Source organism: Mesorhizobium sp. CU3, assembly GCF_006442965.1.
Lineage (GTDB): Bacteria > Pseudomonadota > Alphaproteobacteria > Rhizobiales > Rhizobiaceae > Mesorhizobium.
Map to the genome: position 1 here is coordinate 1 of NZ_VFWX01000005.1, position 26,104 is coordinate 26,104.

The following is a 26,104-nucleotide window of genomic DNA, read 5'->3' on the forward strand; positions in this document are numbered from 1 at the left end:
GGCAGGACAGAGGGGGGCGCGAAGGAACTCGACTTCTAAATTTGAGTCCTACTTCACCTTTGCTTCGTAAAACTCTGGCTTGAAGCCAACGAGAACGTCAGTCCCCACCTCCAGCACCGGCCGCTTGATCATCGTCGGCTTTGCCAGCATCAACTTCTTCGCCTTCTTCTCGTCGAGGCCGGCCTTGTCCTTGTCGGGCAGCTCGCGGAAGGTCGTGCTGCCCTTGTTGAGCAGCTTTTCCCAGCCGACCTTGCCGACCCAGCCGTCCAGCCTGTCCGCCTCGATGCCTTCGGCCCGGTAGTCATGAAAGCGGTAGGGAACGTCATGGCTCTCCAGCCAGACGCGTGCCTTCTTGATCGTGTCGCAGGTGGTGATGCCGTACATGGTGATGGTCAAGGCGAGCCTCGGGGGTTTGCGAATCTAAGCGAACCCTAAGCCCGCCGTGGCGGCTTTGCCAGCGCTTCGCCGCGGCTCGCGGCGGCCGGGGTATGTCACCCCTGCCGCCGAGATGTAACCTAGTAGTAAAAACGCTCTTCAGCGATCTTGCCGTTCTTGACGGTGTAGAGGCCGACCTCATCCATGGTGACGCGCTCGCCGGTGGATTTGGGCGTTATGTCGAATTTGAAACGCAGCGCGAACTGGTCGCCATTGACATAAGGGCCGTCAACAGAGCCGCCGTGGACCTCATGGTTGGCTTCCCACCACTCGCCCTTCTGCTTGACGGCTTCCTTGCCGTTGCAGACGGCCATCGGCCCTTCCATCGCCTCATAGCTGACGATGTCGTCGGCATTGTATTTCGCGGCAGCGCCGTGGCTGTCCCCCTGCTTGAGGAGTTCCGTGAAATCCTTGGCAATTTCTGCAATGGTCATGATTTCCTCCTGTTTGAACGAACTGCAAGTAGGGGGCCGATTGCTCGGCTGCCACCGCTGCGTCGTTCCAAGGTGACAATTCGTGTCAGGATGCGACACGGCCAGGTGAAGATAGTCGCCGTTTGAGATGTTCACATGACGGCATGCGAGTCGTCCTGGCCGCTCAACTGCCAGCTTCCGCAAAGCTGATGGCAGCCCTGCCCCGGAAAGCTGTGGACCAGGACGAGCAAACGACATTCAGTTCGTCTTGATTTCGTTTGCCGATGTAGGAACATTGTCCTAGATGGGGCGATTCCGCAACGGAGATCGCAAGTGGTCAGGCGCAACAAGCCGAAGCAACTATCGGGTGCAGACTTGGAGAAGTTCCTACAGGCATCGGCGGGGCTGCATATCGCCATAGTGCAGCCTCTGATATCGCCGCAGTGCGACCACTACCGCTCAATGCGCGAACTGCATGAAGCTCTATTAAGGACCGTGAAGGACGTCACTGGGAAGGATGCGGAGTTTGTTCGATGGTTTGGGGGTGGGTCGCCGTAGATGCCAGTGTCCCGGACTGTGGTCTGACACGCGCGCGCAATGGTCCGTGCTACGAAACCGACTGCCCGTTTCCTAGTTTTGACTTGGCTGGCGAGCGTAGTCCCTTCATCGTCAGTTTGATGGATGCTCAGCTACCTCCCCAGGGGCGAGCATCCATCCCCTCCTCATGCGTTCAAATCATCGACTCGTCGGAACATATGGCCGTCTCGATGGTTCCGCCGTCGTTAGCGTCCAGACAGTCCCTAACGAGGCTATGACTACGCATGCCGAAAACACTAGCTCAGATTGGCGACGACCATCTGCGAAGCATTATCGCCAACGAAGTGCGCAATTTGGAACGAACCGATCTAACGGCCGACGAACGCATGACGGTAGAGCGGCGATACGCCATTTGCATATCTGAAGCGCTACGCCGTGTCCGAGATCGGATTCGGCCGGGATCGTAGTTCCCAGGGGGTCTGTCAAATATACCATCGCCAGGATCAGACTGGAGCAAATAAGGAACAAGCTACAAGGGCGAATAGCACCCGCGCTCGATGGCCAGCCGCCGCACCAGCGCCAGCACGGCGTCGATGGTCGGCGTCGGCTGCCCAGTCAGACGGCCGAGTTCCTGCACGGCCGTGACCAGCGCATCGATCTCCATCGGGCGGCCGCGCTCGAGGTCCTGCAGCATCGAGGTCTTGTGCTCGCCGACATCGCCGGCGCCCTTGATGCGGCGGTCGACAGGAATTGGAAAGCGCACGCCGAGCTGTTCGCCGATCGCCTGCGCCTCAAGCATCATGGCGCGGGCAAGTGCGCGGGTGCCGTCGTCGGCAACGATGGCGGCAAGCGTGCTGCCGGTCAGCGCCGAGATCGGGTTGAAGGACAGATTGCCCCAAAGCTTCACCCAGATCTCCGAGCGGATGTCCTCGCGCACCGGCGCCTGCAGGCCGGCCTTGACCAGTTCGCGCGCAAGGGCGGCGACCCGCTCGCTCTTTTCGCCGGACGGCTCGCCGAGCGAAAAGCGCGTGCCTTCGACATGGCGGATGAGGCCTGGAGCATCGACCTCGACGGCAGGGTACACAACGGAGCCGATGACGCGCTCCGGCCCGATGCGCTGCCAGATCGCGCCGCCGGGATCGACCGCCGCGAGTCGCGTGCCTTCGAGCGCGCCGCTAGCCTTGTAGAAATACCACCAGGGCACGCCGTTCTGCATGGTGACAACAGCCGTATCGGGACCGAGCAAAGGCGCGATCTGATCAAGCGCCGGCGCCACGGAATGCGCCTTCAGCGCCAGCACGACATAGTCCTGCGCGCCGAGCTCCTCGGCCCGCGCCGCCGCCCTCACCGGCGCTGCGGTCTCGTTGCCGTCTTCGATCAGTTTGAGGCCATCGGCCTTGATCGCGTCGAGATGCGCGCCGCGCGCCACCACCGACAGTTCGATCCTGCCGGCGATCGCCAGCTTGGCCGCGAGATAGCCGCCGATCGCGCCGGCGCCAAAGACTGCGATACGCATCAGCCGAGCCCGAGTTTTGCGGCCAGCCCTATGCGCTGCAATTTGCCGGTCGCACCTTTCGGGATCTCGTCGAGGATCAGCACCTTGCGCGGCACCTTGAAATCGGCGAGCCGGGTCGCGGCGAAGCCGCGGATGTCGGCCTCGCTGGCGCCCTGCCCTTCGCGCAGCACGACAGCGGCCGCGACCTCTTCGCCCAGCTTGTCATGCGGCATGGCGAAGGTGACGACCTGCGCCACCGCCGGATGATCCATCAGCACCTCGTCGACTTCGAGCGGCGAGATCTTTTCGCCGCCGCGATTGATGATCTCCTTCAGCCGGCCGGTGACACGCAAATAGCCGTCCGCGTCGAGCACGCCCTGGTCGCCGGTGTGGAACCAGCCATGCGCGAAGGCGCTGGCGTTGGCGTCCGGGTTCTTCTCGTAGCCGGCGGTGACGTTGGGGCCGCGAATGACGATCTCGCCGGTCTCGCCCGGCTTGAGCAACCGCCCGTCCGGCGCCATCACGGCGACGTCCGGTCCGGCCGAGGCGCCGACGCTGCCCGGCTTTCGCTGGCCGGGCGGCAGACGGTTGGACGCCATCTGATGCGCGGCCTCGGTCATGCCGTAGGATTCGATCACCGGACAGCCGAAGGTCGCTTCCAATTCGGCCATAACCTGCGCCGGCAGCGACGCGGAAGACGAGCGGATGAAGCGCAGCTTGGCTTCGGCGAGTTGCTCGGGATTGCGCGCGGCGCGCGGCAGGATCGCCTGATGCATCGTCGGCACCGCCGTGTACCAGCTCGGCCTGGCGTCGGAGAGCCACTGGAAGAAGCGCAGCGCGTTGAAGCCCGGCGTGCAGAAGACGCTGCCGCCGGCGGCGAGCGAGGACAGCACCGCGGCGATTAGGCCGTGGATGTGGAACAGCGGCATGATGTTGAGGCAGCGATCGGTCGGCGTCAGGCTAAGCGTGGCGCCGATATGCCTTGCCGAGGCGGCAAGATTGGCGTGGCTGAGCGGCACCAGCTTTGGGCGCGAGGTAGTGCCAGATGTGTGCAGCAGCAGTGCGATGTCGCCATCCTGTGCCGATCCGGACGTCACCGCCGACGCGACTGGATCGCCCTCGATCGTAAAGATTCCGGCCGGCGCATTTTCCGGCACGACCAGCCGCAGCACGCGGATGCCGAGTTTTGCCGCAACGTCGACAGCCGGCCCCGTCTCGTCCTTGCCGACGAGGATCGCCTTGACGCCGACGTCGCTGAGATAGAAATCGAGCTCGTCGGCGCGGTAGGCGGGATTGAGCGGCGCCGTCGAGGCGGCGGCCGCCACGGCGACGAAGGCGCTCGCCATCTCCGGACCGTTCGGCAGCACGATGGCGACGCGGTCGCCACGGCCGATGCCGAGCGCATTGAGCCGCGCGACGGTGTCGAGGATCAGCTTGCGCAATCCGCCATGGGAAAGGGTTGCGCGGTCGGGCGCCAGGATCGCCGGCGCGTCGTCGGCGCCTGCCGCAAGGCGATGGGCGAGGTCGGTGTTTTCTGTTGCGGTCATGGTTCCAACTATGTTGCGAGCGATCGGCCGATGTCCAGCAAAGTGATGCTCAATATCCGAGCGCCAAGCCGTCCTTGCGCGGATCGGAGGCACCGGTCAGCGTGCCCTTCTCCCAGTCGATCAGCACCGCCTGGCCGCCGCCGAGCGGATGATCGGCTTCCACCACCCGATGGCCGCGCAGGCGCAGGCCTTCGATGGCGTCGGGGCGTACGCTGCGCTCGGCTTCGACGACATCGTGGTTGTAGAAGACGCGCGCGGCATCGATCGCCTGCTGCGGGTCCATGCCGAAGTCGATCATGTTGGTCAGCACATGGACATGGCCGAAGGGCTGGTAGCCGCCGCCCATGACACCGAAGGGCATCACCGCGCGGCCGTCCTTGGTCATCATGCCTGGCATGATGGTGTGCATCGGCCGCTTGCCGGGCGCAATCGCGTTGGGGTGCTTCGCATCGAGCCGGAAGCTCGAGCCGCGGTTCTGCAGGATGACGCCGGTCTTCGGGCCGACGACGCCGCTGCCGAAGGAATAGTAGGTCGAGTTGATGAAACTCACGGCATTCAGGTCGCGGTCGACGACGGTGAGGTAGACCGTGTCGCTGCCCGGCAGATCGAGGCGCGGCAGATGCGTCATGGCGCGCTCGGGATCGATCGCGGCGCGCAGCCGCTCTGCATAGGTGCCGGAGAGCAGCGCCTTGACCGGAACGTCGACATGGTCCTGGTCGCCGAAAAAGGCGTCGCGGTCCTGATAGGCCAGCCGCCCGGCCTCGATCTCCAGATGCAGACGCTCGGCGCCGTCGGGATCGAGTTTGCCCAGATCGAAGCCCGACAGCACGTTGAGCATCAGCAGCGCCGTAAGACCCTGATTGTTCGGCGGCATCTGGTGGATGTCGTGGCCGCGATAGGAGGTGCCGACCGGGGTCCTGTAGTCGCCCTTGGTCGCGGCGAAATCGTCGAGCGTGTGCAGCCCGCCGAGCTGCCTCAGCCGACCGACAAGGTCTTCGGCGACCGCGCCCTCGTAGAAGCCGGCGCGGCCTGTCCTGGCGACGATGCGCAGCGTTTCGGCAAGCTCGGGCTGGCGATGCACATCGCCGGCCTTGAGCGGTTTGCCGCCGGGCAGGAAAATGCGCGCCGCCACCTCGTCGGCCGACAGGTCGGTCTCGGGATCCTGCCAGTCGAAGGCGACGCGGTCGTGCACGATATAGCCGTTCTCGGCGTAGTGGATGGCGGGAGCCAAGGCATCGGCGATGCCCTTGCGGCCGTGATCTTCCAGCAGCCGGCACCAGGCGTCGATGGCGCCGGGAACGGTGACGGCGTGCGGCCCCTGCTTCGGCAACTCGTTGAAGCCCTTGTCCAGATACCAGTCGGTGGTCGCGGCGGCTGGCGCGCGGCCGGAGCCGTTAAAGGCGATCACCTCGCCCTGTCCTTTCGGGCAATAGAGGACAAAGCAGTCGCCGCCGATGCCGGTCGATTGCGGCTCGACCACGGCCTGCACGGCGGCGGCGCAGACGGCGGCGTCCATCGCATTGCCGCCGGAGCGCAGCATCTCGATGGCAGCCAAGGTGGCGAGCGGATGCGAGGTGGCGGCCATGGCCTCGGTGGCGCGGACCGGCGAGCGGCCTGGAAACTGGAAGTCACGCATGCTGTTTTGGGTGTCCCTGCATTCAACGTCCGCGGCCGAAAAGCTGGGCGGCGGACAACAAGACGATCGATAGCACGATCAGGCAAGTCGAAATGGCGGCAATCGTCGGGTCGATCTGGTCGCGCAGCGCATTGAACATGCGCCGCGTCAGCGTCGTGGTCTCGCCGCCGGAGACGAACAGCGACACCACCACCTCGTCGAACGAGGTGATGAAGGCAAACAGCGCGCCCGAGACGATCGAGAAGCGGATTTGCGGCATCGTCACCTGGAAGAAGGCGGAGAAGCGCCCGGCGCCGAGGCTGCGCGCCACCTTCTCCTGGTTCATGTCGTAGGATCGCAGGCCGGACAGCACGGTGAGCACGACCAGCGGCAGCGCCTGCACTGTATGCGCGATGACGAGGCCGGTCAGCGTGTTGTTGAGGCCGATGCGGGCATAGAGGAAGAAGGTGCCGATGCCTATCAGGATGACTGGGATGATCAGCGATGCGGTGAGCAGCGCGTTGATCAAGCCGGTCAGCCTGAGCGTGCCCGCGTTGATGGCATAGGCCGCTGCCGTGCCGAGCGGCGTCGCCACGATCGCGGTCATCACCGCCACCTTGACCGAGACGATCGTGGCATCGCGCCATTCGACCGAGCCGAAATAGCTTTGGTACCAGCGCAGCGACCATTCCTGCGGCGGGAATTGCAGCAGGCTCGAGCCGGAGAAGGACATGATGACGATGATGACCGATGGCGCGATCAGGAACAGCATGACAAGGCCGCCCAGCGCATAGAGCCAGAGGCGCTGCCGGTGCGAAATGGGCAGGCTGTTTTCCATCATCGCTGGCTCCACACGCCGGTGGCGCGGGCGCCGAGCAGCCATTGGAACAGGCCAAGCAGCGCCAGCGTCACGGCAAGCAGTACGACGCCGAGCGCCGCGCCCGCGCCCCAGTTGGAATAGAGGCTGGTGGTCTGCTCCATGCGCATCGCCCACATGATCACCTTGCCGCCACCCATCAGCGCCGGCGTGACGAAGAAGCCGAGGCACAGCACGAAGACGATGACGACGCCCGAGGCAAGGCCAGGCAGCGACAGCGGGAAGAAGATCTGGCGGAAGGTGGCGGCCGGGCTGGCGCCGAGATTCATGCCGGCTCGCAGGCAGTCGGTGTCGATGGTCTTCATCGAGGCGTAGAGCGGCAGCACCAGGAAGGGCAGCATGATGTGGGTCATGCCGATGACGACGCCGGTGAAATTGTTGGCGAGCGGCAGCGGCTGGCCGATCACGCCGAGATCGATCAGCCAGCTGTTGATCAGGCCCTTGCGCTGCAGGATGACCAGCCAGGCATAAGTGCGCACCAGCACCGAGGTCCAGAACGGCAGGATGACGAAGATCAGGCAGATCGAGGCGGCGCGCCGCGGCAGTTGCGACAGCATATAGGCCAGCGGATAGCCGAGCAGCACGGATGCGCCGGTGACGGTGAAGGCGACCTTGAAGGTGGTGACGAAGGTCTTGATGTAGGAGGCTTGCTCGAAGAAGCGCGCATAGTTCGAGGCGCTGAGCTGGCCGGCCTCGTCGAACAGCGAGAGCCAGAACAGCCAGCCGATCGGCACGATGATGACGGCGAAGACCAGAAAGAGTCCGGGCGACAAAAGCGCGAGCAGACCGAAGGATTCGCCGCGCGCGTCGGCGTCGAGCGCATCCGCGTTGACCCTGCCGGCATTGCCCGGGATGGCGGAGCCTATGCTCATTGATCGGCCACCAGCACGACATCCTGCGCATCGATGCCGAGCATGATCGGCTCGCCCGGCGCGGGCAGCTTCGCCAGCACGTCGGAGCGGCAATAGTCGCGCAAGATCAGCTGCCGCCCATCCTTGAGCGTCGCGTAGCAGACAAAGCTGTCGCCTTGGTAGATCACGTCGCCGACAATTGCCGGCAGTGCGTTGACCTCGCCCGCTTGTTCGCCGGCGACCAGGCGCAGCTTTTCCGGCCGGACCACCATCAGATGCCGGCCGGCGGAGGGTGCCGCCGTCGTCATGCGAAGCTTCCTGTCCTCATACCAGACGCCGCCGTCGCGGCATTGGACCGGAATGAAGCTGGACTCGCCGATGAAGCCGGCAACGAACTTGGTCTTGGGGCTGGCGTAGATGATTTCCGGCTGGTCGATCTGCTCGATGCGCCCGGCATTCATGACGGCGATGCGGTCCGACATGGTGATCGCCTCGCGCTGGTCGTGGGTGACGTAGACGGTCGTCATGCCGAGCCTGCGATGCAGGTTGCGCAGCTCGATCTGCATGTGCTCGCGCAGGCTCTTGTCGAGCGCCGACAGCGGCTCGTCCATCAAAACGATGCGCGGCTCGAACACGATGGCGCGGGCCAGGGCAACACGCTGGCGCTGGCCGCCGGAAAGCTGGTCGACGCGGCGCTCACCGAGGCCTTTCAGCTGCACCAGGTCCAGCGCCCTCTCGACGCGTTCAGCTGTTTCCGCGGCCGATACGCGTCGCTGCTTCAGCGGAAAGGCGATGTTGTGGAAGACGTTCATATGCGGGAACAGCGCATAGTTCTGGAACACCATGCCGATGTTGCGCTTGTGCGGCGGCATGGTGATGATCTCCTCGCCGCCGACCTTGATGGAGCCGGCATTGGCCCGCACGAAGCCGGCCAGGATCATCAGCAGCGTCGTCTTCCCCGAACCGGAAGGCCCGAGCAGCGTCAGGAATTCGCCGGCCGCGACATCGAGGCCGAGATCGTGCAACACCGACACGCCGCCAAAGCGTTTTTCGATACCGCTGATGCCGATGGGCAGCGCGGTCTGCGCAAGAGACAAGAGCATCTCCTTCAACTCCGGATCATTCTTCGCGAAACGATGCGGAGCGGCGCCACATGGGCGCCGCTCTGATAGGATCGCTATTGCTGGATCAGGTTGTCGAATTTTTCCGTCGCCTCGACCAGGGTGTCGCGCCAGAACTCGGGATCCTGCAGCACCTGCTTCTTGACGTTTTCCGGCGCCGAGTTGATCTCCTTGACACGCTCGGGCGGGATCTTGCCGGTGTCGAAGGCCTTCTCGTTGGCCGGGCCGTTGTCGACATAGAGCGGCAGGTTGGCTTGCAGTTCGGGGCTGACGAATTTGGCCAGAGCCTTCATGGCGAGGTCCTTGTTCTTCGAGCCCTTCGGGATGACCATGCAGTCGGCAGTGAGCACGCCCTGATCGAAGGAGAAGCTGACCGGCGCACCTTCCTTCTTGAGCGTCCCAGCGCGGCCGTTCCAGATGCTCGCCATGTCGACCTCGCCATCCTTGACGAGCTGCATGGCCTGGGCGCCCGAAGTCCACCAGGCATCGATATGGCCCTTGACCTTGTCGACCGACTGCAAGGCGCCGTCGATATCGACGGGATAGACCTTGTCGATCGGGATGCCCTTGGCGAGCGCCGCGACGCTCAGCGTCTCCGTCGCCTGGCTGCCGGAGAGCGCGCGGCGGCCCGGGAATTTTTGGACGTCCCAGAAATCGGCCCAGGTCTTCGGGCCTTTGTCGCCGAAGACATCGGTGCGGTAGATCAGCACCACCGAGGTGTAGGAGATGCCGACCCAGTCGTCATGCACGAGCTTCGGGTTGATGCCGCTCTTGTCGATGACGCTGTAGTCGAGCTTCTCGAACAGGCCTTCCTTGGAACCGCGCGCGCATTCGTCGGCGCCAAGCTCGGTGACGTCCCATTTCACCGCATTGCCGGTGACCTGAAGGCGCACGTCGTCGAGGCCGTTGGTGGTATCCTGCTTGATGGTGATGCCGAGTTCCTTGGCCGTCGGATCGAAGAAGGCCTTGGTCTGCGCCTCCTGATAGGTGCCGCCCCATGAGGCGACGGTGATTGTGTCGGCGGCCGACGCGGGAACGGCGGCCGAGGCCAGCAGCCCGGCGATCGCCAGGCCGTGAATACAAAGTCTCTTCGTCATGTTCGCTTCTCCAACTGGTGTTCCCGTTATCATTGCTTTGGTATGCGAATTTGTATACAATTTTGAGTGTAATTTTTCGGAAGCCGATGTCAACACGGGTTTTCGTGATTTTTGGGCATTCGAGGATGAGCCGCTTCGCAGGGCGATTGCTGCCCTCGAAAAGCCTCTGTTCAAGCAGGCCCTAAAACGAACTAAACTCGCGAATCCATGACAGGCCGTTGGAGGCGGACGCTTGAAGGAGAGAAAGAACACGCTGCGCGACTCTGTGTTCGAGGCGCTGAAGGCGTTGATCATCACCGGGCAAATCCCGCCGGGCGGCCGCGTCACGGAAAACGAGATCGCCGAGCGCCTGAAGGTTAGCCGCACGCCGGTGCGCGAAGCCTTCAACCGGCTGGAGCGCGATGGGCTGGTGATCGGGCGTCCGCGCCAGGGCTATCTGGTGGCCGAGTTCAATCTCACCATGTTCCGCGAAGCCTTCGACATCCGCGAACTGCTCGACGGGCACGCCACCGAACTGGCGGCCGCCAACGCGACCGCCGCCGACAAGGCGCGGCTGCGCGAAATGCTCGCCGAATGCGAGCGGCTGGCGGCGATCCCGGAGCGCAGCACGCGCGAAAAATTCGGGGAGTTGCAGGTCGGCATCGACCTGCACCGGGTGATCGCCGAGATCAGCGGCAACGAGATGCTCCACGGCATGCTGTGCGGCATCCTCGACAAGTGCCAGCAATATGTCTGGACCGAGCTTCTGTGGCTCGACGAATGGAAGCTCACCCGCGAGGAGCATGCCGGCATCGTCGATGCGATCTGCGAGGGCGACGTCACGCTCGCCGGCGAGCGCGCCCGCGCGCATGTGCGCGGCTCGCGCGAAAGCATCCTGCGCCTGCTGCAGGCCAAATCCGACTATCAGGGATTTTTCGCCAAGGCGTCGTAGGGGGACCTGGTTCCTCGCCCCTGCCGGAGGCGGGGGAGAGGTGTCCGCGAAGCGGACGGAGAGGGGCCTGCGGCGTCTATAGCTGCGCGTAACTCTCCAACGGCGCTCCCCTCTCCGTCTCGGCTTCGCCGAGCCACCTCTCCCCACTGTCGTGGGGCGAGGAAAGCAAGCTCTCCCGATCAGCCGCCGTAGCCGATGATGCCCTTGACCTCAAGGAAGTCGTGGATGGCCCAATCGGCATATTCGCGGCCATTGCCGGACTGCTTGTAGCCGCCGAAGGGCGCGAAGGTGTCCCACTCCGGATAGTTGATCGACACCTGGCCGGCGCGCAGCTGCGCCGCGACCTTGCGGGCGTGGTCGATGTCCTGCGACTGCACGTAGGCAGCCAAGCCATAGACGGTGTCGTTGGCGATCTTCACCGCGTCGGCATCGTCGTCATAGGAGATGACCGACAGCACCGGGCCGAAGATTTCCTCCTTCTCGATGGTCATGCCGGGCTTCACATGGCCGAAGACGGTCGGGCGCACATAATAGCCGCGGTTGAGATGCTCCGGACGGCCGGGACCGCCGGTGACCAGCGTGGCGCCTTCCTTGATGCCGGCCTCGATCAGCCGCTGGATCTTGCCGTACTGGATGTCGGAGACGACCGGGCCGAGCTTGGTCTCTTCCGAGCGCGGATCGCCGACATTGTGGGCTTCGGCGGCCTGCTTGGCGATGGCCAGTGCCTCGTCATGGCGGGCGGCCGGCACCAGCATGCGGGTCGGCGCGTCGCAGGACTGGCCGCTATTGCCGAAGCAGCCTTCCACGCCCTTCCTCACCGCCGTTTCGAAATCGGCGTCGGGCAGCACGATGTTGGCCGACTTGCCGCCGAGCTCCTGGGCGACGCGCTTGACGGTCTGCGCCGCGGTCTGCGCGACGATGATGCCGGCACGGGTCGAGCCGGTGAAGGAGACCATGTCGACATCCGGATGGCCGGCCATGATCTGGCCGACTTCCGGACCGGTGCCGTTGACCATGTTGTAGACGCCCTTCGGCGTGCCGGCGGCCTCCATCACCTCGGAAAGGACGATGCCGCTGATGGGCGCGATCTCGGACGGCTTCAGCACGACGGTGCAGCCGGCCGCGATCGCCGGCGCCACCTTGCAGACGATCTGGTTGAGCGGCCAGTTCCACGGCGTGATCAGCGCGCAGACGCCGATCGGCTCCTTGACCACCATGGTCGAGCCGCGCTTCTCCGAGAATTCATAATCCTCCAGCGCCTTGATGGCCGCTTCCATATGGGCACGGCCGGCCCAGGCCTGCGCTTCGCGCGCCCAGGTGATGGGCGAGCCATTTTCCTGGCTGACGGCTTGGGCGATGTCCTCGTAACGCTCGTTGTAGACTTCGAGGATGCGCTTCAGAAGTTTCAGGCGTTCGGCCTTGGTGGTCTGCGAGAAGGACGGGAAGGCAGCCTTGGCGGCGGCGACCGCCTTGTCGACATCGGCCTTCGAGCCGACCGATATCTTCGTATAGGCTTCCTCGGTAGACGGATCGATGACGTCCAGCGTCGCCGGCGCGACCGGATCGACCCATTTGCCGTCGATGAAAAACTTCAGATGATTGCTCACGAAGGGCTCCGTTGTCTGGGAATGGGGGAAAGGTTCAGTTGGAAAGCATAGGGCAGTTGGCGCCCTGGCGCAGGCTGATATGCGCCACGTCGCCGACGCTGAATTGAAAGCCGTCGGCGCGGCGTGGCGCATCGATGACGACCGATGCCCCCTGCCCGAGGTCGGCGTGAAGACGCAGCGTGCGGCCGTGGAAGACGACGCCGCTGACGCGCGCCGGCGCGGTGCCTTCGCCGGCCTCGCCGCCCGCCAGAAGATCTTCCGGGCGCACGCCGATCGTGCGCGTGTCGCCGGCGGACGGCATCTCGCCGCTGTCGGAGGTCGCTTCCAGCGGCAGGTCGCCGGCTGCAAAGCGCAGGCGCTCGCCGTCGCGTCCGACGAAGCGCGACTGCAAGAGGTTCATCGTGCCGATGAAGGAGGCGACGAAACGGGTAGCAGGACGGTCGTAGAGCGTCGCCGGCGGCGCGATCTGCTCGATGCGGCCCTTGTTCATGACGACGATGCGGTCGGAGATCGACAGCGCCTCGGTCTGGTCGTGGGTAACCATGACGAAGGTGGTGCCGAGCCGCGCCTGCAGCCGCTTCAGTTCCACCTGCATCTGTTCGCGCAGATGCGCGTCGAGCGCCGACAGCGGCTCGTCGAGCAAGAGCACGCGCGGCTCGCAGACGATGGCGCGGGCCAGAGCGACGCGCTGGCGCTGGCCGCCTGAGAGTTCCGAGACGCGGGCGCGCAGCTTGTCGGCGAGCCCGACCATCTCAAGCGCCTCGCGAACGCGTTTCGCCTGGTCCGCGCTGGACAACTTGCGCAGCGAGAGGCCGAAGCCGACATTGGCCGCGACATCCATATGCGGGAACAGGGCGTAGTCCTGGAAGACGGTGTTTACCGGACGCTCGAAGGGCCTCAAGCCGGTGATGTCGCGGCCTTCGAGCAGCACAGTGCCGCCGGTCGGGCTCTCGAAGCCGGCAATGACGCGCAGGCTGGTGGTCTTGCCGCAGCCGGACGGGCCGAGCAGGGTCAGGAACTCGCCAGGAGCGATGTCGAGGTCGACACTATCAAGTCCGACAATGCCACCTGGGAAGACTTTCGATACTTTCTGCAGTCGAACGAGCGTCTCAGGCGCCATCGCGCACCTCAGACGGCTTGGTCGTGTTGACCCAGAGGATCTGGCAGCGCTCGGCGCCGGAGTTGCGGAAGGCATGCAAGAGCGTGCTCTTGAACGCAAAACTGTCGCCGGCCTTGAGCACATATGTTGTGGCGTCGACCACCAGTTCGACCTCGCCGGTTATGACGAAGCCGAATTCATGGCCGGCATGGGCGTAGGCCTCCGCCGTGCCGCCGCCGGCCTCCACCGTCACCAGCATGCCGGTGAGCGTTGCCGCCGGCGGCGACAGAAGCGCCTTGGCGATGCCTTCCGACTTCACCGGGATCGAACGGCGCTTGTCGGCGCGCACGCAATAGAGGTCGTTGACCGCTTCGTTGCCGTCGGTGATCAGCGCCGACGGCTCGATGTCGAGCGCGGCGGCGAGCGGCCAGATCACCTTGACGCGCAGCGAGGACATTCCGCGTTCGATCTGGCTCAGCGCACCGATCGAGATGCCGGCCTTGGCCGCGAGTTCGGCCAGCGACAGGTTGCGCTCGAGGCGCAACGCCCGCACGCGCCGACCGACACGGACATCGGCGTCGTCCTTCGGTTTCGCCTCGTCAACAATGTCCATGCAATGGTCCTCGTTGTCTTTCCCTTCTCCCCTTGTGGGAGAAGGTGGATCGGCGCGTTAGCGCCGAGACGGATGAGGGGTGGATGAAGGAATGAGACGTTTGCATTCCCTGGAACACCCCTCATCCGTCGCCTTCGGCGACACCTTCTCCCACAAGGGGAGAAGGTGGAGCTTCAACCCCCAGCCTTCACCTTCTCGAACATCTTGGCCACATCGTCGTTCTGCTTCATCGGGCCGGTGAAGATGGTCGACTTCAGCATCACATCCGGATCGGCCGGCAGTTGCAGCTTGTCGAGCTCGTCCTTCGACACGCCGGCGAAGGCGGTCGAGAGCGAGCTGCCATAGCCGTAGGACTGGATCAGGAACTTACCCGAGTCGGCGTCGAGCCGACTGTTGATGAAGTCATAGGCGAGATCGACATTCTTGGCGTCCTTCAGCATGACGAAGCCGCAGGCCCAGGTCAGCATGCCTTCCTTCGGCTTCATGAACTCGACCGGCACGCCCTGCTTCTTCAGCGAGGTGGCCGACGCGTTCCAGGTCATGGCGGCGACCAGTTGTCCGCTTGCGAGTGCCTGTTCGACCGAGGTCATGTCAGTAGTGTAGCTGGACAGAAGCGGCCGCTGCTCGCGCAGCTTTTCCGCGACCTTGTCCATCTGCTCGGGCGTCATGTCGAAGGGGTTCACGCCGGCGAGAAGTGCGGCGACGATCGGCGTGTCGTGCACGGCGTCGATGGTCGCCATACGGCCGGCATATTGCTTGTCCCACAGAAGGTTCCAGCTCGCCTCGGGGTTCTTCACCAGATCGGTGCGGTAGAGGATCGAGGTGTTGCCCCAGTCCCACGGCACCATCCAGACCTTGCCGTCGCCGGCCTGCAGGTCGGGCAGGTTCTTGAACACCGGGAAGATCGAATCCCAGTTCTTGATGCGCTTGGTGTCGATCGGCTGCAGCAGGCCTTCCTTGTTCCAGCGCGCCACCTTGTCGTAGCAGGGATGGGCGATGTCGGGCCGGAAGCCGGCCTTGACCTTGGTGAAGGCGTCGTCGTCGTCGCCGAAGATCGTCGCCTCGACGCCGTCCGGATGCGCGGCAAGGAAGCTCTTGTTGAAGTCGGGCAATTCGTAGCCCGACCAGGTGAAATATTGCAGCTTGTCGGCGGCGAAGGCGACCGTCGACGACAGCGCGAGCGCCAGCGCCGTGAGACCCGCCAGAGCTTTGCGGCCGGTTATCGATTTCAGATGGACTGTCATTGTCGTTCTCCTCTTCTTTGTTGTGGTTCAGGCTGGATTGCGGCGCGCGGCGCCGAGGCCGCGATGGCGAAGGATTTCGGCGCTGCCGGCGATGATGAACGAGACGCAAAGGATCACCGTGCCCAGCGCCATGACGGTCGGCAGCGAGCGAGGGAAACGCAGCTGGCTCCAGATGTAGAGCGGCAGCGTCGGCTCGGTGCCGGCGAGGAAGAAGACGACGATGAACTCGTCGAAGGAGGTCAGGAAGGCGAGCATGAAAGCCGACAGCACGGCCGGCGCACTCAGCGGCAGCATGACGCGCCGAAACGTCGTCCAGTCCGATGCCCCGAGATCGAGCGCGGCTTCGCGGATCGTCTTCGGGATGGCGGCGAAGCGGCTGCGCATCACCACCACCGTCGTCGGCAGCGCCACCAGGATATGGCCGAGCACGATCGAGATGCGCGACGGGCCGAGGCCGATGAGGTTGACCAGGATCAGCAGCGAGATGCCGACGATGACGCCGGGGATCAGGATCGGCAGGCGGGCGATGGCGCTGATCGTGGCGGCCAGCGGCGAGCGGCCGTAGAGGTCCATATAGGAAACAGTGATGCCGCAGAGCGTCGCGCCGGATGCGGCGATGACGCCGATGACCAAGCTGTTGGCCAGGGCGCCGGAGAGCGCCGGATTGCCGTAGAGCGAGCGGTACCAGTCAAGCGTGAAGCCTTGCAGCGGAAACGCCGCCTGGATGGAGTTGTTGAAGGAAAACAGCGGGATCAGCAGCACCGGCAGATAGAGGAAGACGAGATAGCCGAGCACATAGAGGCCGAGCCAGCGGCCGCCCGCATTGGTGTCGGTCCGCGCGCTCATGTGCGGCTGCCGAATCTGCGGTCGGCGCCGCGCGCGACCAGGACGACGCACAGGATCACCAGCATGACGCAGACCGAAAGTGCCGCGCCGAACGGCCAGTCATTGGCCTTGCCGAACTGCGACTGGATCAGCGTGCCGATCATGGTGCTGGCCGGACCGCCGACCATGGCCGGCGTGACATAATCGCCGACCGTCGGCACGAAGACGACGAGGGCCGCCGCCAGCACGCCCGGCATGGAGTTGGGCAGCACCACGCGCCGAAAACTGGTGAAGGGCCGCGCGCCGAGATCGGAAGCGGCTTCGAGCAGCGACTTCGGGATCGTGTCGAGCGCCACATAGATCGGCAGGATTGCAAAGGGCGCATAGGCATGCGCAAGCGTCACCACCACCGCCGCCGGCGTGTTGAGGAAGGCCAGCGTCGGCTGCGACCAGAGGCCAGTTTCGATGAAGGCCGAATTCAGCACGCCATTATAGGCAAGCACGATCTTCCAGGCGAAGACGCGCAGGAGATAGCTGGTCCAGAACGGCAGCGTGACCAGGAAGAGTAGAAGGTTGCGCCGGCGGCCGGCACGGAAGGCGAGATAGTAGGCGACCGGATAGGCGGTCACCACGGTCGCCAGCGTCACCAGGCCGGCGATGACCAGCGAGCGCAGCGTCACCGTCCAGTAGAGCGGGTCGGTGGCCACGGTGACGAAGTTCTCGACGGTCAGCCCGACGCCGAGCAGCGAACCGTCATTGCCGCGGAAGGCGAGGAAGAGCACCAGGCCGAGCGCGAACAGGATCAGGAAGAAGGTGACCAGCCCGCCCGGCAGCAGCATGGCGAAGCGGAACGCCGGCGCGGTGCGGTTTTCCGGCAATGGCCGTGCTGCGGCGATGGTCGACGACATCGAACTGCTCATCGGAATTCTGAAATCAACTAATGCTTTTTCATATTCATGAAACTGTCAAGCTGAATCCCTTGTGCGCTGCACGTCTTTGTTTTGATGCATGTCGTTTTCCCAGAACCGCTGCACACTTCTGGGCGACATGCATTGGTCAACGCTCGAAGGCGTCGAGCATCCGGTACCAAGTGATGGTCGCCGCGACGCCGACCTGGCGGAAGGCGTGGAACGGGATTGGCCGGATCGGCGACAAGGGAAATGGCAATTGCCTGGCATCGCTGCTGGCGAGGTAGTTCGCCATGCGCTTGCCCAGCGCGCTCATCAGTCCGACGCCCCTGCCCTGGCAACCGACGACGGCGAGCAGGCCCTTTTCCGGCTCATGCAGATGCGGCAGATGATCGGGCGTCAGCGCGACGCGGCCAAACCAGCGCTTTTCGATAGGGATGCCGGCAAGCGCGGGATAGAGGCGGACGAGCGCGCGTTCGCAATGCGCCCAGTCGGCAGCGCTGGAAGGGAGTGCCATGCGGCCGCGACCGCCCAGCACCATGCGGCCATCCGGGCTTTTGCGATAGTAGACGAGGATGCGCCGGGAATCGGACACCGCTTGCCCATCCGGCAGGATGCTCGCGGTAAGCTCCGCCGGCAGCGGCGCGGTGGCGATCTGGAAAGAATGCAGCGGCACGATCGTCTGCGCGAGACCGGGCAGCAGGCCATCCGTATAGGCATTGGTGGCGAGCACGACCGATTTCGCGCGCAGTTCGGCGCCGCCTTGCGTGGAAACCCGCCAGAAGCCGGCCTCCTTGCCGAGCTTCACCACCCGCTGCTGCTCGGCAATCTTCGCGCCAGCAGAGGCCGCCACGCGGGCCAATTCGAGCGTATAGGACAGCGGATCGATGACGCCGGCGCGGCGGTCGAGCCAGCCGCCGAGATAGCCCCTGGCGCCGGTCATTGCCGTGATTTCTGACTGGTCGAGCAGTTGGACGTCCGCGCCTCGCGCTCGCCATTGGCGATCGCGGTTCGCCGCCGCCTTCAAGGCCGTCTCGGTGTGCGCGGCCTGGATCCAGCCATTGCGGGTGAACGGCACCGCCAGCTTCTCGTCGCGGATCACATCGAACACGGCATCGGCCGTCGAAGCGGCAAACTCGATCAGGGCTTCGCCGCGTTCCTTGCCGAAATGCCTCAGCAGCCATTCCGGATCGTATTTGAGGCCGGGAATGACCTGGCCGCCATTGAGGCCGGACGCCCCCTGCCCGATCGCGCCAGCGTCCAGTACCTGGACGGAAAGGCCGGCGCGGGCCGCATGGAGCGCCGTTGACAGGCCCATGATGCCGCCGCCGACGATGACCGCGTCCAATGTGCCGCTAGCGGACAGTTCGGACCGAAAGGCCGGCGCCGCTTGAGGCTTCTGCCAGACGGGATCGGAAAAGGCTGCGGGCAAACATCACCTCGGCGTTTGAACTTCGTGAAAATCCTATTGCCGATTTCACAGATTTGAAAGTGCGTTTCGATTGTGCCAGTCCGCATGTGGCTGCGAGGCAGCGTCGATTGGCGCGCAAATGATGCAATCAACGGGATGGACGCGTGGACCAAATCCGGGGAAAGTGCCGCGCGCAAACGAGAGGACCATTGCCATGACCGACCCGACCCGCCTGCCCGCCGATGGACTTTTCGTCGGCCGCGCCAGGACCAGCGCAGCCTCGCATCCGCTGGTGGTGACGGTGCGCGATGGCCAGGTGATCGACATCACGTCGAGCACGGCGCCGACGGTGCGCGACGTCTGCGAGCTGAAGGATCCGGCCGACCATGTCCGTTCGGCCAAGGGCAAGGCGATCGGCGCGCTCGCCGACATCGCGGCGAACAGCTTCGAGGCGAAGCGTGATGCAACGAAACCGATCCTGCTGTCCCCGGTCGACCTGCAAGCGGTGAAGGCCTCGGGCGTCACCTTCGTCGTCAGCCTGCTCGAGCGCGTCATCGAGGAGCAGGCGCGCGGCTCGGCGGAAAAGGCGGACGCTATCCGCGCCGACATCGCCGGATTGATCGGCCATGACCTGTCGAAGCTCAAGCCCGGTTCGCCGGAGGCGATGGAGATCAAGGCCAAGCTGATCCAGCGCGGCGCCTGGTCGCAATATTTGGAAGTGGGCATCGGCCCGGACGCGGAAATCTTCACCAAGTGCCAGCCGATGGCCTCGGTCGGCTTCGGCGCCGATGTCGGCCTGCACCCGGTCTCGACCTGGAACAATCCGGAGCCGGAGATCGCGATGATCGCGGACAGTTCGGGCCGCATCGTCGGCGCCACGCTCGGCAACGACGTCAATCTGCGCGACGTCGAGGGACGCTCGGCGCTGCTGCTCGGCAAGGCCAAGGACAACAACGCCTCAGCCTCGCTCGGGCCGTTCATCCGGCTGTTCGACGACACCTTCGCAATCGCCGACGTGAAGCGCGCCACGGTGCGGCTCAACGTCGAGGGCGAGGACGGCTTCTCGCTGGAGGGCGCGAGTTCGATGGCGGAGATCAGCCGCTCGCCGGAAGAGCTGGTCAAGGCGGCGATGGGGCCGCACCACCAATATCCCGACGGGCTGGCGCTCTATCTCGGCACCATGTTCGTGCCGTCGAAGGATCGCGGCGAGAAGGGCAAAGGTTTTACCCACAAGGTCGGGGACATCGTCACCATCTCGTCGGAAAAACTCGGCGCGCTCACCAACCGCGTGCGGCTTTCGCCGGACTGTCCGCACTGGACCTATGGCGCCAGCCACTTGATGCGCGACCTTGCCAAGGCGGGCCTTATCTAAGACTGCGCCCCGGCGGTCCCATGCCATCAACCCGGGCAAGCCGATGGGCGTAAGCCCGCGTCCCTCACATAAATATCACCCTAGTTGATGCGATCTGATGGGATTGCTGATGGCGCGCGAGCCTGTGCCAACATCCATTGGCGATGGAGGCTTGCTATCGCCCGAAAAAGGGAATGCCCTAGATATCCCGGTCGGCGCTGGCAGGAGATGCGGTTTTTCACGTCGCATCGCGCTCGATCTGGAACTGGTTTCAACATGGGAGGAAATCGAATGCTTTCGCGGCTAAGACTGCTCGTGCTTGGCTTGATCGCGCTCATCGCCATTCCGGCGATGGCTGAGGCCAAGACGTTCTACTGGATTTCGCATGGCGGCCCGGCCGATCCGGTCTGGACCTATTTCCTCGCCGGCGCCAAGCAATGGGCCAGCGACACCGGCAACAAGGTCAACACCTCGTTCCACAATGGCGACGTCGCCTCGCAGCAGGAGGCGATCCGCGCCGCCATCTCGGCCAAGGCCGACGGCATCGTCACCACCAGCCCGGATCCGGGCAGCCTGATCGAACTGGCCAAGGAAGCACGCGCGGCCAACATCCCGATCATCAACTTCAACACGCCCGATCCGAAGGCCAATTTCAACGCCTATGTCGGCGGCGACAACGTCACCTTCGGCAAGCATTGGGCGCAGTATCTGGTCGACAAGGGCCTGGTGAAAAAGGGCGACTTCGTCTGGATGCCGGTCGAAGTGCCCGGTGCCACCTATGGCGTCCAGGAAGAGGAAGGTATCAAGAGCGTGTTCGGGCCGCTCGGCATCACCTATGAGATCACGGAGGCCACGCTCGACCAGGCCGAAGTGATCAGCCGCATGGCCGACTACCTCACCGCGCACAAGGGCAAGGTGAAGGCGATCATCGGGCTTGGCGACCTCGTCACCGGTTCGATCAAGCGCGTCTTCGACCAGGTCGGCGTCAAGCCGGGCGAAATCCCGGTCGTCGGTTGGGGCAACTCGCTCGACACCACGCAGGAAGTGCTGAACGGCTATGTCAACGCCGCGCAGTGGCAGGACCCGCAGGCGACCAGCTATGTGGCGCTTTCGCTCGCCAACATGGCCGCCAGCGGCATTCCTCCGGGCTTCAACGTCATCACCGGCGCGCTCTATGAGAAGGACACTGCCGGCGTCTACGACAAGATCCTGTCGGGCAAATAATCCGTGATCCGAACGGTCGCGACCGCAAAAAGTCGCGACCGCCTTTTTTCGCCCTTCCGCGCTCGCCTCGACCAGGCCGGCCGGCTGTAACGTCGCGGGTTCAATGGAAAACCGTTCCTTCATCCAACGCCTGATCGCGCGGCCGGAATTCGGTCCGCTGGTGCTGCTCATCCTCGAGCTCGTCGTCTTCTGGGGCATCAATCCCGACTTCCTGTCAGCCCAGAACATCTCCAACATCGTGGCCTTCACGGTCGAGCTCGGCCTGATCGCGCTGGCGATGACATTGCTTATGACATCGGGCGAATTCGACCTTTCCGTCGGCTCGCTGTTCGGCTTCTCACCGGTCCTGATGTGGACGCTGTTCAACAGCGGCGTCACCTCGCTGGAAGTGGGCCTGCTGATCGCGCTGGTGGTCGCGGCCTTCATCGGACTGGTCAACGGCTGGTTCGTCACCCAGCTCAAGATCCCGTCCTTCCTGGTGACGCTCGGCATGCTTCTGGTGGTGCGCGGCACGGCGCTGTTCGTCACCGATGGTTTCCCGCAGCGGACCTGGAGCGCCGAAGGCAGCTGGCTGGCCGATATCCTGGTCGGCGATTTCTATGTCGGCCCGTTCCGCATCTATGCCTCGCTGTTCTGGTTCATAGGTGCAGCGATCGTGCTCGGCTATGTGCTGACGCAAAGCCGCATCGGCAACTGGATCCAGGCAGCCGGCGGCAATCCGCTCGCGGCCCGCGCCCGCGGCGTCAACGTCAACCGCGTCAAGGTCGGCCTGTTCATCCTGTCGGCGGTGATGGCCTCGCTGGCCGGCGTGATCTCGTCGCTGCGCACGTCGGCGGCCAACCCCAACAGCGGCACCGGCTACGAGCTTGAGGTCATCGCCATGGTCGTGATCGGCGGCACGGCGCTGACCGGCGGGCGCGGCACCATCATCGGCACGGTGCTCGGCATCCTGATCCTGCGCGTCATGCGCAACGGCATCGTGCTGATCGGCGTGCCGGGGCTGGCCTACAACATCTTCATCGGCGCGATCATCCTCGGCATGATGGCGCTGCATTCATGGCTCGAACGCCGGCACCAGGCAGGGACTTAAGACGATGGCCGAGCCTCTGATCCGCATGACAAACATCCGCAAGTCCTACGGGCGCGTGCAGGCGCTGGTGGACGCCAACTTCCACGTCAACGAAAAGGAAATCGTCGGCCTGCTGGGCGACAACGGCGCCGGCAAGTCGACGCTGATCAAGGTGCTGTCGGGCGCGGTGCCGCTGACCAGCGGCGACATCTTCATCCGCGGCAAGAAGGTGAGCCTGCGCTCGACCAGCGACGCCATCGCGCATGGCATCGAGACGATCTACCAGGACTCCGCCCTGGTCACGCAGTTGTCGATCGCGCGCAACCTGTTCCTCGGGCGCGAGCCGATCAAGGGGCCGCGCTTTTTGAACCGCATGGATCAGGAAGCGATGAATTCGGTGGCGCGCGAATTGCTCAGGCAGGTCGGCATCACCAAGAACATCCCGCCGACGACGCCGATCGGCTCGCTGTCCGGTGGCGAGCGGCAGGCGGTGGCGATCGCGCGCGCCATGCATTTCGACAGCGACCTCATCATCCTCGACGAGCCGACCAACAATCTCGGCGTCGCCGAGACGCAAGGCGTGCTGAGCTTCGTGCGCAGCGCGCGCGACTCCGGCCATTCCTGCATCTTCATCGCCCACAACATCCATCACGTGTTCCAGGTGGTCGACCGCATCGTGGTGATGCGCAGGGGCAAGGTGGTGGCCGACGACATCGATCCGAAAAAAACCACGGTGGCGGAAGTCGAGCGCGTCATCACCGGCATGTCGGACAAGGAAATCCGCGATGCGGTCAGCGACGGCCCGCCATCGCATGGCTGATTTCGGCTGACGTTGAGTTGACCTGACAAGGCTGGCATCCGATCCTATGACTGGACCCATGAAAGCCACCGTAGCCGACATCGCCAGGAGCTGCGGCCTGTCGACCGCGACGGTCGACAGGGTGCTGAACAACCGCCCCGGCGCGAGCGCTGCCAACCGGCAGCGCGTCATGGAAGCGGCCAAGCAGCTCGGCTACCTGCCGACGCTCGACCAGGTGGTTTTGCCGTCGAAACCGGCGCATCTCGAATTCTTCCTGCCGATCGGCTCCAACGCCTTCATGGCCGACCTCGCGCATCACATCGAGGACTATGCGGCGCGCCTGCCGCTGGTCGCCTCCTGCCGCATCCACAACCTCGCCGGCATTTCGCCCGGCGCGCTGCAGAACGCGGTCGAGAACCTGTCACTGAAAGCCAACGGCGTCGGCGTGATCGCCGTCGATCATCCGCGCACGCGCAACATTTTGCGCGAGCTGGTCGAGGCGGGGATCAGGCTGGTGACGCTCGTCTCCGACGTGCCGGCGGCGCCGCGTTCGGCTTATGTCGGCATCGACAACCGCGTGGCGGGCCGCACGGCGGCGCTGCTCATGGGGCGCTTCCTCGGCGGCAGGACAGGACATCTGGCGATGGTGGTCGGCTCGCGCTCCTATCGCGGCCATGAGGAACGCGAGATGGGCTTTCGCTCCGTGCTGAGCGAAGAGTTTCCGAACCTAACCGTCTCCAGCGCCGTCGAGAGCCATGACGAACCTGACGCCAGCTACCGTTCGACCATCAAGGCGCTGCATGACGAACCGGAACTGCTCGGCATCTATTGCGTCGGCGCCGGACGCTCGGGCGTCGCCAAGGCGCTGCTCGAGGCGAGGCCGCGCAAGAAGCCGGTCTTCATCTGCCACGATCTCACCAAGGAGACGCGGCGCTATCTCGTCGACGACCTGGCCGACGTCGTCATCGACCAGAATGCCCGGCTGATCGCCGAGCAATCGGTAATCCGCCTGCTCGGCTCGATCGCCTCATCGGCGCCCTATTTGACGAAGAAATTCATCGAGCCGAGACTGATCTTCAAGGAAAACGTGCCGCTACAGTAGCTCGCCGACCGGCGCCAAATGCCGCTTCCCCGATTTGTCTGACGATTGATCCCGCAAATCTGCACAGCAGCTATGCACGTTTCGCAATTGCCGAATCGTTAGGCAAATCGTATTTATAACGCTGTCGGATGTCTTCCTCCTCCCAGACACGCCGACGGTGAATACGGTACACCTCCTCCCGTGCCGTGTTCGAAATCAAGCCCGCTGCCACCTCCTCCCGGCAGCGGGCTTTTTCTTTGCGCGCATGGAAGCGGCGCGCACGCGGCGCCAACCAACAGGGCGATTTCTAGCCTTTGGCTGTCGCCAAGTTGGAGGCGAGTTCGAAAGCGACTCCCGATCCATCGGCGTAGGACTGCAGCACGGGCGCACTCCCGCCCACGATGTCGTCCACGACGCGCTTGCGTTCCTGATCGGCCATTGCCTTGCCGGCAGCGCTCATGCCGACCAGCGCCATCGTATTCAATCGCAGCAGGGGCGCGCCGTCCTCAAAGCGTATGGTGCGCGCTATCGTCCTTGATCGAACGTCGTGGAAGCCGGCGTCCCGGAGCAGCGCCTCGAGCGGCGCCTCAGCCCCGAAACCGTGGCGCAGGTCCGCGATTGGACCGAGGTATCGCTCGGCGACGCGGCGGAGTTCTCGAAAGAAGGGGATTTCCTCATCGGAGCGCCAGGTGGCAACCGCCAGCCGGCCGCCCTGCGCCAGCGCTCGCCGCATCTGCGCCACCGCGGCGGGCTTGTCGGGAAAGAACTGCAGCCCCTGCTGGCAGACGACAACGTCGAACTGCTCGCCGTCACGGAGGGGCAGCGCACTGGCGTTACCCGCGCGCCAATCGATGTCCGGCGCCACGGTGCGCGCGACGGCCAGCATATCCGGGTTGACGTCGACGCCGACGACATATCCGGGAGCACCGAGACGGTCCCTGGCGACGCGCGCCACTATCCCCGTGCCGCAGGCGATGTCCAGGACACGGTTGCTTGGATTGAGCTTCACCTCATCGAAGGTCGCTTCGGCCCAAGGGCGGAAGAGAGGACCCACGAGCCAGCGCTCATACATCTCCGGAAAACTTGCCTGACCCATCGCGCTGCATCCCAATTCCGGGACAGCATAACAGAGTCAGGACGAAGCGAAGATATCAGCGCGCCCGGAACGACGCGATCAGGCTCTCAGCCATGCGCACGAATTGCGCGCTCGGGCCTTCGCTGCCCACGGTCTGCACGCTGACGCGCGCGCCCTCGAACAGCAGCGACAGCGTGTCGGCCAAAAGCTCGGCCTGCCCGATGCCGGCGTCCCGGCAAAGGGAGACCAGACGATCGCGCTGGGCCTCTTTGAGTTCCTTGATCACGCGCCGGGCCGGATGATCGGTTTCCGTAAGCTCGACCGCGGCGTTGGCCATGTCGCAGCCACGGCTGTCGGAAGCGAGCATGTCGGCAACCTTGCGGACCCAGGCATGGAGTTGCGCCAGCTTGTCGCCGGGATGCTCAGCCTCGAATTCGTCCCAGACCGCTGCGCCCTTGGCCGCCGTGGCGCGCAGGCATTCGATGATCAGCTCGTCCTTGGATTCGAAGTGACGATAGAGCGTCATCTTGTTGGTGCCGGCAGCCTCGGTGATGGCGTCGACGCCCACACCCTTGATGCCGTGCTTGTGGAACATGTCCTGCGCCGTTTCCAGGATCCGGTCCCGCGGACGGGAACGCTCCGCAACGCCGTCAGTCATCATGCTCTCCTTTCGTCGTTTCCAAAAAAACCCGGGGTCACCTCTTGACTAGGGTGTTACCGGTCTGTAACTTTCAGATGTTACTTACTGGTAACACCTATACCACTCGCCGTCAAACGACAAGGCCTACCGATGGCCTGTCAGAGTGAAATAGGACGAAAAAACAGCCTGTCATGCGGCTTCGGCCGGTGAATTCGAGAAAAGGCGGCTCGTGATCATGC

The 26,104-nt window shown here is 64.3% G+C and carries 25 protein-coding genes; 7 read left to right on the forward strand and 18 right to left on the reverse strand.

All coding sequences use genetic code 11. The annotated features are described in order from the left end of the window. Positions 1 to 48 precede the first annotated feature (48 nt). The 9 genes from FJ988_RS09335 to FJ988_RS09380 form a co-directional block, all read right to left on the reverse strand. The gene (locus tag FJ988_RS09335; protein WP_140816776.1) at positions 49 to 396 is read right to left on the reverse strand and encodes an ArsC family reductase; all 348 of its coding nucleotides are present in this window, start codon (positions 394 to 396) and stop codon (positions 49 to 51) included. Between the two features lie 119 nt (positions 397 to 515). Then, the gene (locus FJ988_RS09340; protein ID WP_140816778.1) at positions 516 to 869 is read right to left on the reverse strand and encodes a nuclear transport factor 2 family protein; all 354 of its coding nucleotides are present in this window, start codon (positions 867 to 869) and stop codon (positions 516 to 518) included. 1,045 nt (positions 870 to 1,914) lie between these two features. Continuing rightward, the gene (locus tag FJ988_RS09350) at positions 1,915 to 2,901 is read right to left on the reverse strand and encodes a 2-dehydropantoate 2-reductase (protein WP_140816782.1); all 987 of its coding nucleotides are present in this window, start codon (positions 2,899 to 2,901) and stop codon (positions 1,915 to 1,917) included. Next, positions 2,901 to 4,427, reverse strand: coding sequence for an acyl--CoA ligase (locus FJ988_RS09355; RefSeq protein WP_140816784.1), 1,527 nt, complete (start codon positions 4,425 to 4,427; stop codon positions 2,901 to 2,903). Before FJ988_RS09355 ends, FJ988_RS09350 begins: the two co-directional genes overlap by 1 nt. Before the next feature lie 49 nt (positions 4,428 to 4,476). Next, the gene (gene ggt, locus FJ988_RS09360; protein ID WP_140816786.1) at positions 4,477 to 6,063 is read right to left on the reverse strand and encodes a gamma-glutamyltransferase; all 1,587 of its coding nucleotides are present in this window, start codon (positions 6,061 to 6,063) and stop codon (positions 4,477 to 4,479) included. Positions 6,064 to 6,085: 22 nt separating this feature from the next. Continuing rightward, complete coding sequence (locus FJ988_RS09365) at positions 6,086 to 6,880, reverse strand: ABC transporter permease (protein ID WP_407067755.1); 795 nt, start codon at positions 6,878 to 6,880, stop codon at positions 6,086 to 6,088. Beyond that, positions 6,880 to 7,791 (reverse strand): ABC transporter permease, encoded by a 912-nt coding sequence (locus tag FJ988_RS09370; RefSeq protein WP_140816790.1) that lies wholly within the window; start codon positions 7,789 to 7,791, stop codon positions 6,880 to 6,882. The genes FJ988_RS09365 and FJ988_RS09370 overlap by 1 nt, the downstream gene beginning before the upstream one ends. Further along, complete coding sequence (locus FJ988_RS09375; protein WP_140816792.1) at positions 7,788 to 8,867, reverse strand: ABC transporter ATP-binding protein; 1,080 nt, start codon at positions 8,865 to 8,867, stop codon at positions 7,788 to 7,790. The genes FJ988_RS09370 and FJ988_RS09375 overlap by 4 nt, the downstream gene beginning before the upstream one ends. An 80-nt stretch (positions 8,868 to 8,947) precedes the next feature. Next, positions 8,948 to 9,988, reverse strand: a complete 1,041-nt coding sequence (locus FJ988_RS09380) for an ABC transporter substrate-binding protein (RefSeq protein WP_140816794.1) — start codon at positions 9,986 to 9,988, stop codon at positions 8,948 to 8,950. A 232-nt stretch (positions 9,989 to 10,220) separates the two neighbouring features. Between FJ988_RS09380 and FJ988_RS09385 the strand changes: the two genes are divergently transcribed. Beyond that, entirely contained in the window at positions 10,221 to 10,919 is a 699-nt protein-coding gene (locus tag FJ988_RS09385) for a GntR family transcriptional regulator (protein ID WP_140816796.1), read from the forward strand. Between the two features lie 179 nt (positions 10,920 to 11,098). Here FJ988_RS09385 and FJ988_RS09390 read toward each other — a convergent pair whose 3' ends face one another. The 7 genes from FJ988_RS09390 to FJ988_RS09420 form a co-directional block, all read right to left on the reverse strand. Next, complete coding sequence (locus tag FJ988_RS09390) at positions 11,099 to 12,526, reverse strand: aldehyde dehydrogenase family protein (protein ID WP_140816798.1); 1,428 nt, start codon at positions 12,524 to 12,526, stop codon at positions 11,099 to 11,101. 34 nt (positions 12,527 to 12,560) lie between these two features. Further along, positions 12,561 to 13,646, reverse strand: a complete 1,086-nt coding sequence (locus tag FJ988_RS09395) for an ABC transporter ATP-binding protein (protein ID WP_140816800.1) — start codon at positions 13,644 to 13,646, stop codon at positions 12,561 to 12,563. After that, complete coding sequence (locus FJ988_RS09400) at positions 13,636 to 14,238, reverse strand: cupin domain-containing protein (protein ID WP_140816802.1); 603 nt, start codon at positions 14,236 to 14,238, stop codon at positions 13,636 to 13,638. Before FJ988_RS09400 ends, FJ988_RS09395 begins: the two co-directional genes overlap by 11 nt. Positions 14,239 to 14,411: 173 nt before the next feature. Beyond that, positions 14,412 to 15,482 carry an ABC transporter substrate-binding protein gene (locus FJ988_RS09405; RefSeq protein WP_140816804.1) on the reverse strand — a complete coding sequence of 357 codons (1,071 nt, stop codon included), beginning with the start codon at positions 15,480 to 15,482 and terminating at the stop codon, positions 14,412 to 14,414. Positions 15,483 to 15,509: 27 nt separating this feature from the next. Continuing rightward, a complete protein-coding gene (locus tag FJ988_RS09410; protein WP_140816806.1) occupies positions 15,510 to 16,328 on the reverse strand; it encodes an ABC transporter permease in 819 nt (272 codons plus the stop codon). Continuing rightward, positions 16,325 to 17,227: an ABC transporter permease gene (locus FJ988_RS09415; protein ID WP_246688490.1), complete on the reverse strand. Its 903-nt coding sequence runs from the start codon at positions 17,225 to 17,227 to the stop codon at positions 16,325 to 16,327. Before FJ988_RS09415 ends, FJ988_RS09410 begins: the two co-directional genes overlap by 4 nt. A gap of 136 nt (positions 17,228 to 17,363) precedes the next feature. Next, positions 17,364 to 18,647 carry an FAD-binding oxidoreductase gene (locus FJ988_RS09420; RefSeq protein ID WP_140816808.1) on the reverse strand — a complete coding sequence of 428 codons (1,284 nt, stop codon included), beginning with the start codon at positions 18,645 to 18,647 and terminating at the stop codon, positions 17,364 to 17,366. 193 nt (positions 18,648 to 18,840) lie between these two features. Here FJ988_RS09420 and FJ988_RS09425 point away from each other — a divergent pair, with 193 nt between their 5' ends. From FJ988_RS09425 to FJ988_RS09450, 6 genes are all read left to right on the forward strand, one after another. Beyond that, a complete protein-coding gene (locus tag FJ988_RS09425) occupies positions 18,841 to 19,998 on the forward strand; it encodes a fumarylacetoacetate hydrolase family protein (RefSeq protein ID WP_140816811.1) in 1,158 nt (385 codons plus the stop codon). Between the two features lie 97 nt (positions 19,999 to 20,095). Further along, positions 20,096 to 20,284: a hypothetical protein gene (locus FJ988_RS09430; protein WP_140816813.1), complete on the forward strand. Its 189-nt coding sequence runs from the start codon at positions 20,096 to 20,098 to the stop codon at positions 20,282 to 20,284. After that, positions 20,269 to 21,201: a substrate-binding domain-containing protein gene (locus FJ988_RS09435; RefSeq protein WP_140816815.1), complete on the forward strand. Its 933-nt coding sequence runs from the start codon at positions 20,269 to 20,271 to the stop codon at positions 21,199 to 21,201. The genes FJ988_RS09430 and FJ988_RS09435 overlap by 16 nt, the downstream gene beginning before the upstream one ends. A gap of 103 nt (positions 21,202 to 21,304) precedes the next feature. Further along, entirely contained in the window at positions 21,305 to 22,291 is a 987-nt protein-coding gene (locus FJ988_RS09440; RefSeq protein WP_140816817.1) for an ABC transporter permease, read from the forward strand. A gap of 4 nt (positions 22,292 to 22,295) precedes the next feature. After that, positions 22,296 to 23,090, forward strand: coding sequence for an ATP-binding cassette domain-containing protein (locus FJ988_RS09445; protein ID WP_140816819.1), 795 nt, complete (start codon positions 22,296 to 22,298; stop codon positions 23,088 to 23,090). 58 nt (positions 23,091 to 23,148) lie between these two features. Beyond that, positions 23,149 to 24,171 (forward strand): LacI family DNA-binding transcriptional regulator, encoded by a 1,023-nt coding sequence (locus FJ988_RS09450; protein ID WP_140816821.1) that lies wholly within the window; start codon positions 23,149 to 23,151, stop codon positions 24,169 to 24,171. A 286-nt stretch (positions 24,172 to 24,457) separates the two neighbouring features. Here the strand turns inward: FJ988_RS09450 and FJ988_RS09455 are convergent, their stop codons facing one another. After that, positions 24,458 to 25,222, reverse strand: a complete 765-nt coding sequence (locus tag FJ988_RS09455; RefSeq protein WP_181183479.1) for a class I SAM-dependent methyltransferase — start codon at positions 25,220 to 25,222, stop codon at positions 24,458 to 24,460. Between the two features lie 79 nt (positions 25,223 to 25,301). Further along, positions 25,302 to 25,883, reverse strand: a complete 582-nt coding sequence (locus tag FJ988_RS09460; RefSeq protein ID WP_140816826.1) for a TetR/AcrR family transcriptional regulator — start codon at positions 25,881 to 25,883, stop codon at positions 25,302 to 25,304. Positions 25,884 to 26,104: the final 221 nt, after the last annotated feature.

Bases quoted from the DNA above. Each gene is read 5' to 3' on its own strand.
- FJ988_RS09450 (WP_140816821.1), top strand. From the start codon at position 23,149: ATGAAAGCCACCGTAGCCGACATCGCCAGGAGCTGCGGCCTGTCGACC.
- FJ988_RS09400 (WP_140816802.1), bottom strand. From the start codon at position 14,238: ATGGACATTGTTGACGAGGCGAAACCGAAGGACGACGCCGATGTCCGT.
- FJ988_RS09415 (WP_246688490.1), bottom strand. From the start codon at position 17,227: ATGAGCAGTTCGATGTCGTCGACCATCGCCGCAGCACGGCCATTGCCG.
- FJ988_RS09365 (WP_407067755.1), bottom strand. From the start codon at position 6,880: ATGGAAAACAGCCTGCCCATTTCGCACCGGCAGCGCCTCTGGCTCTAT.
- FJ988_RS09380 (WP_140816794.1), bottom strand. From the start codon at position 9,988: ATGACGAAGAGACTTTGTATTCACGGCCTGGCGATCGCCGGGCTGCTG.
- FJ988_RS09395 (WP_140816800.1), bottom strand. From the start codon at position 13,646: ATGGCGCCTGAGACGCTCGTTCGACTGCAGAAAGTATCGAAAGTCTTC.
- FJ988_RS09435 (WP_140816815.1), top strand. From the start codon at position 20,269: ATGCTTTCGCGGCTAAGACTGCTCGTGCTTGGCTTGATCGCGCTCATC.
- FJ988_RS09370 (WP_140816790.1), bottom strand. From the start codon at position 7,791: ATGAGCATAGGCTCCGCCATCCCGGGCAATGCCGGCAGGGTCAACGCG.
- FJ988_RS09350 (WP_140816782.1), bottom strand. From the start codon at position 2,901: ATGCGTATCGCAGTCTTTGGCGCCGGCGCGATCGGCGGCTATCTCGCG.
- FJ988_RS09445 (WP_140816819.1), top strand. From the start codon at position 22,296: ATGGCCGAGCCTCTGATCCGCATGACAAACATCCGCAAGTCCTACGGG.
- FJ988_RS09340 (WP_140816778.1), bottom strand. From the start codon at position 869: ATGACCATTGCAGAAATTGCCAAGGATTTCACGGAACTCCTCAAGCAG.
- ggt (WP_140816786.1), bottom strand. From the start codon at position 6,063: ATGCGTGACTTCCAGTTTCCAGGCCGCTCGCCGGTCCGCGCCACCGAG.
- FJ988_RS09430 (WP_140816813.1), top strand. From the start codon at position 20,096: ATGGGATTGCTGATGGCGCGCGAGCCTGTGCCAACATCCATTGGCGAT.
- FJ988_RS09355 (WP_140816784.1), bottom strand. From the start codon at position 4,427: ATGACCGCAACAGAAAACACCGACCTCGCCCATCGCCTTGCGGCAGGC.
- FJ988_RS09405 (WP_140816804.1), bottom strand. From the start codon at position 15,482: ATGACAGTCCATCTGAAATCGATAACCGGCCGCAAAGCTCTGGCGGGT.
- FJ988_RS09425 (WP_140816811.1), top strand. From the start codon at position 18,841: ATGACCGACCCGACCCGCCTGCCCGCCGATGGACTTTTCGTCGGCCGC.
- FJ988_RS09460 (WP_140816826.1), bottom strand. From the start codon at position 25,883: ATGACTGACGGCGTTGCGGAGCGTTCCCGTCCGCGGGACCGGATCCTG.
- FJ988_RS09410 (WP_140816806.1), bottom strand. From the start codon at position 16,328: ATGAGCGCGCGGACCGACACCAATGCGGGCGGCCGCTGGCTCGGCCTC.
- FJ988_RS09455 (WP_181183479.1), bottom strand. From the start codon at position 25,222: ATGTATGAGCGCTGGCTCGTGGGTCCTCTCTTCCGCCCTTGGGCCGAA.
- FJ988_RS09440 (WP_140816817.1), top strand. From the start codon at position 21,305: ATGGAAAACCGTTCCTTCATCCAACGCCTGATCGCGCGGCCGGAATTC.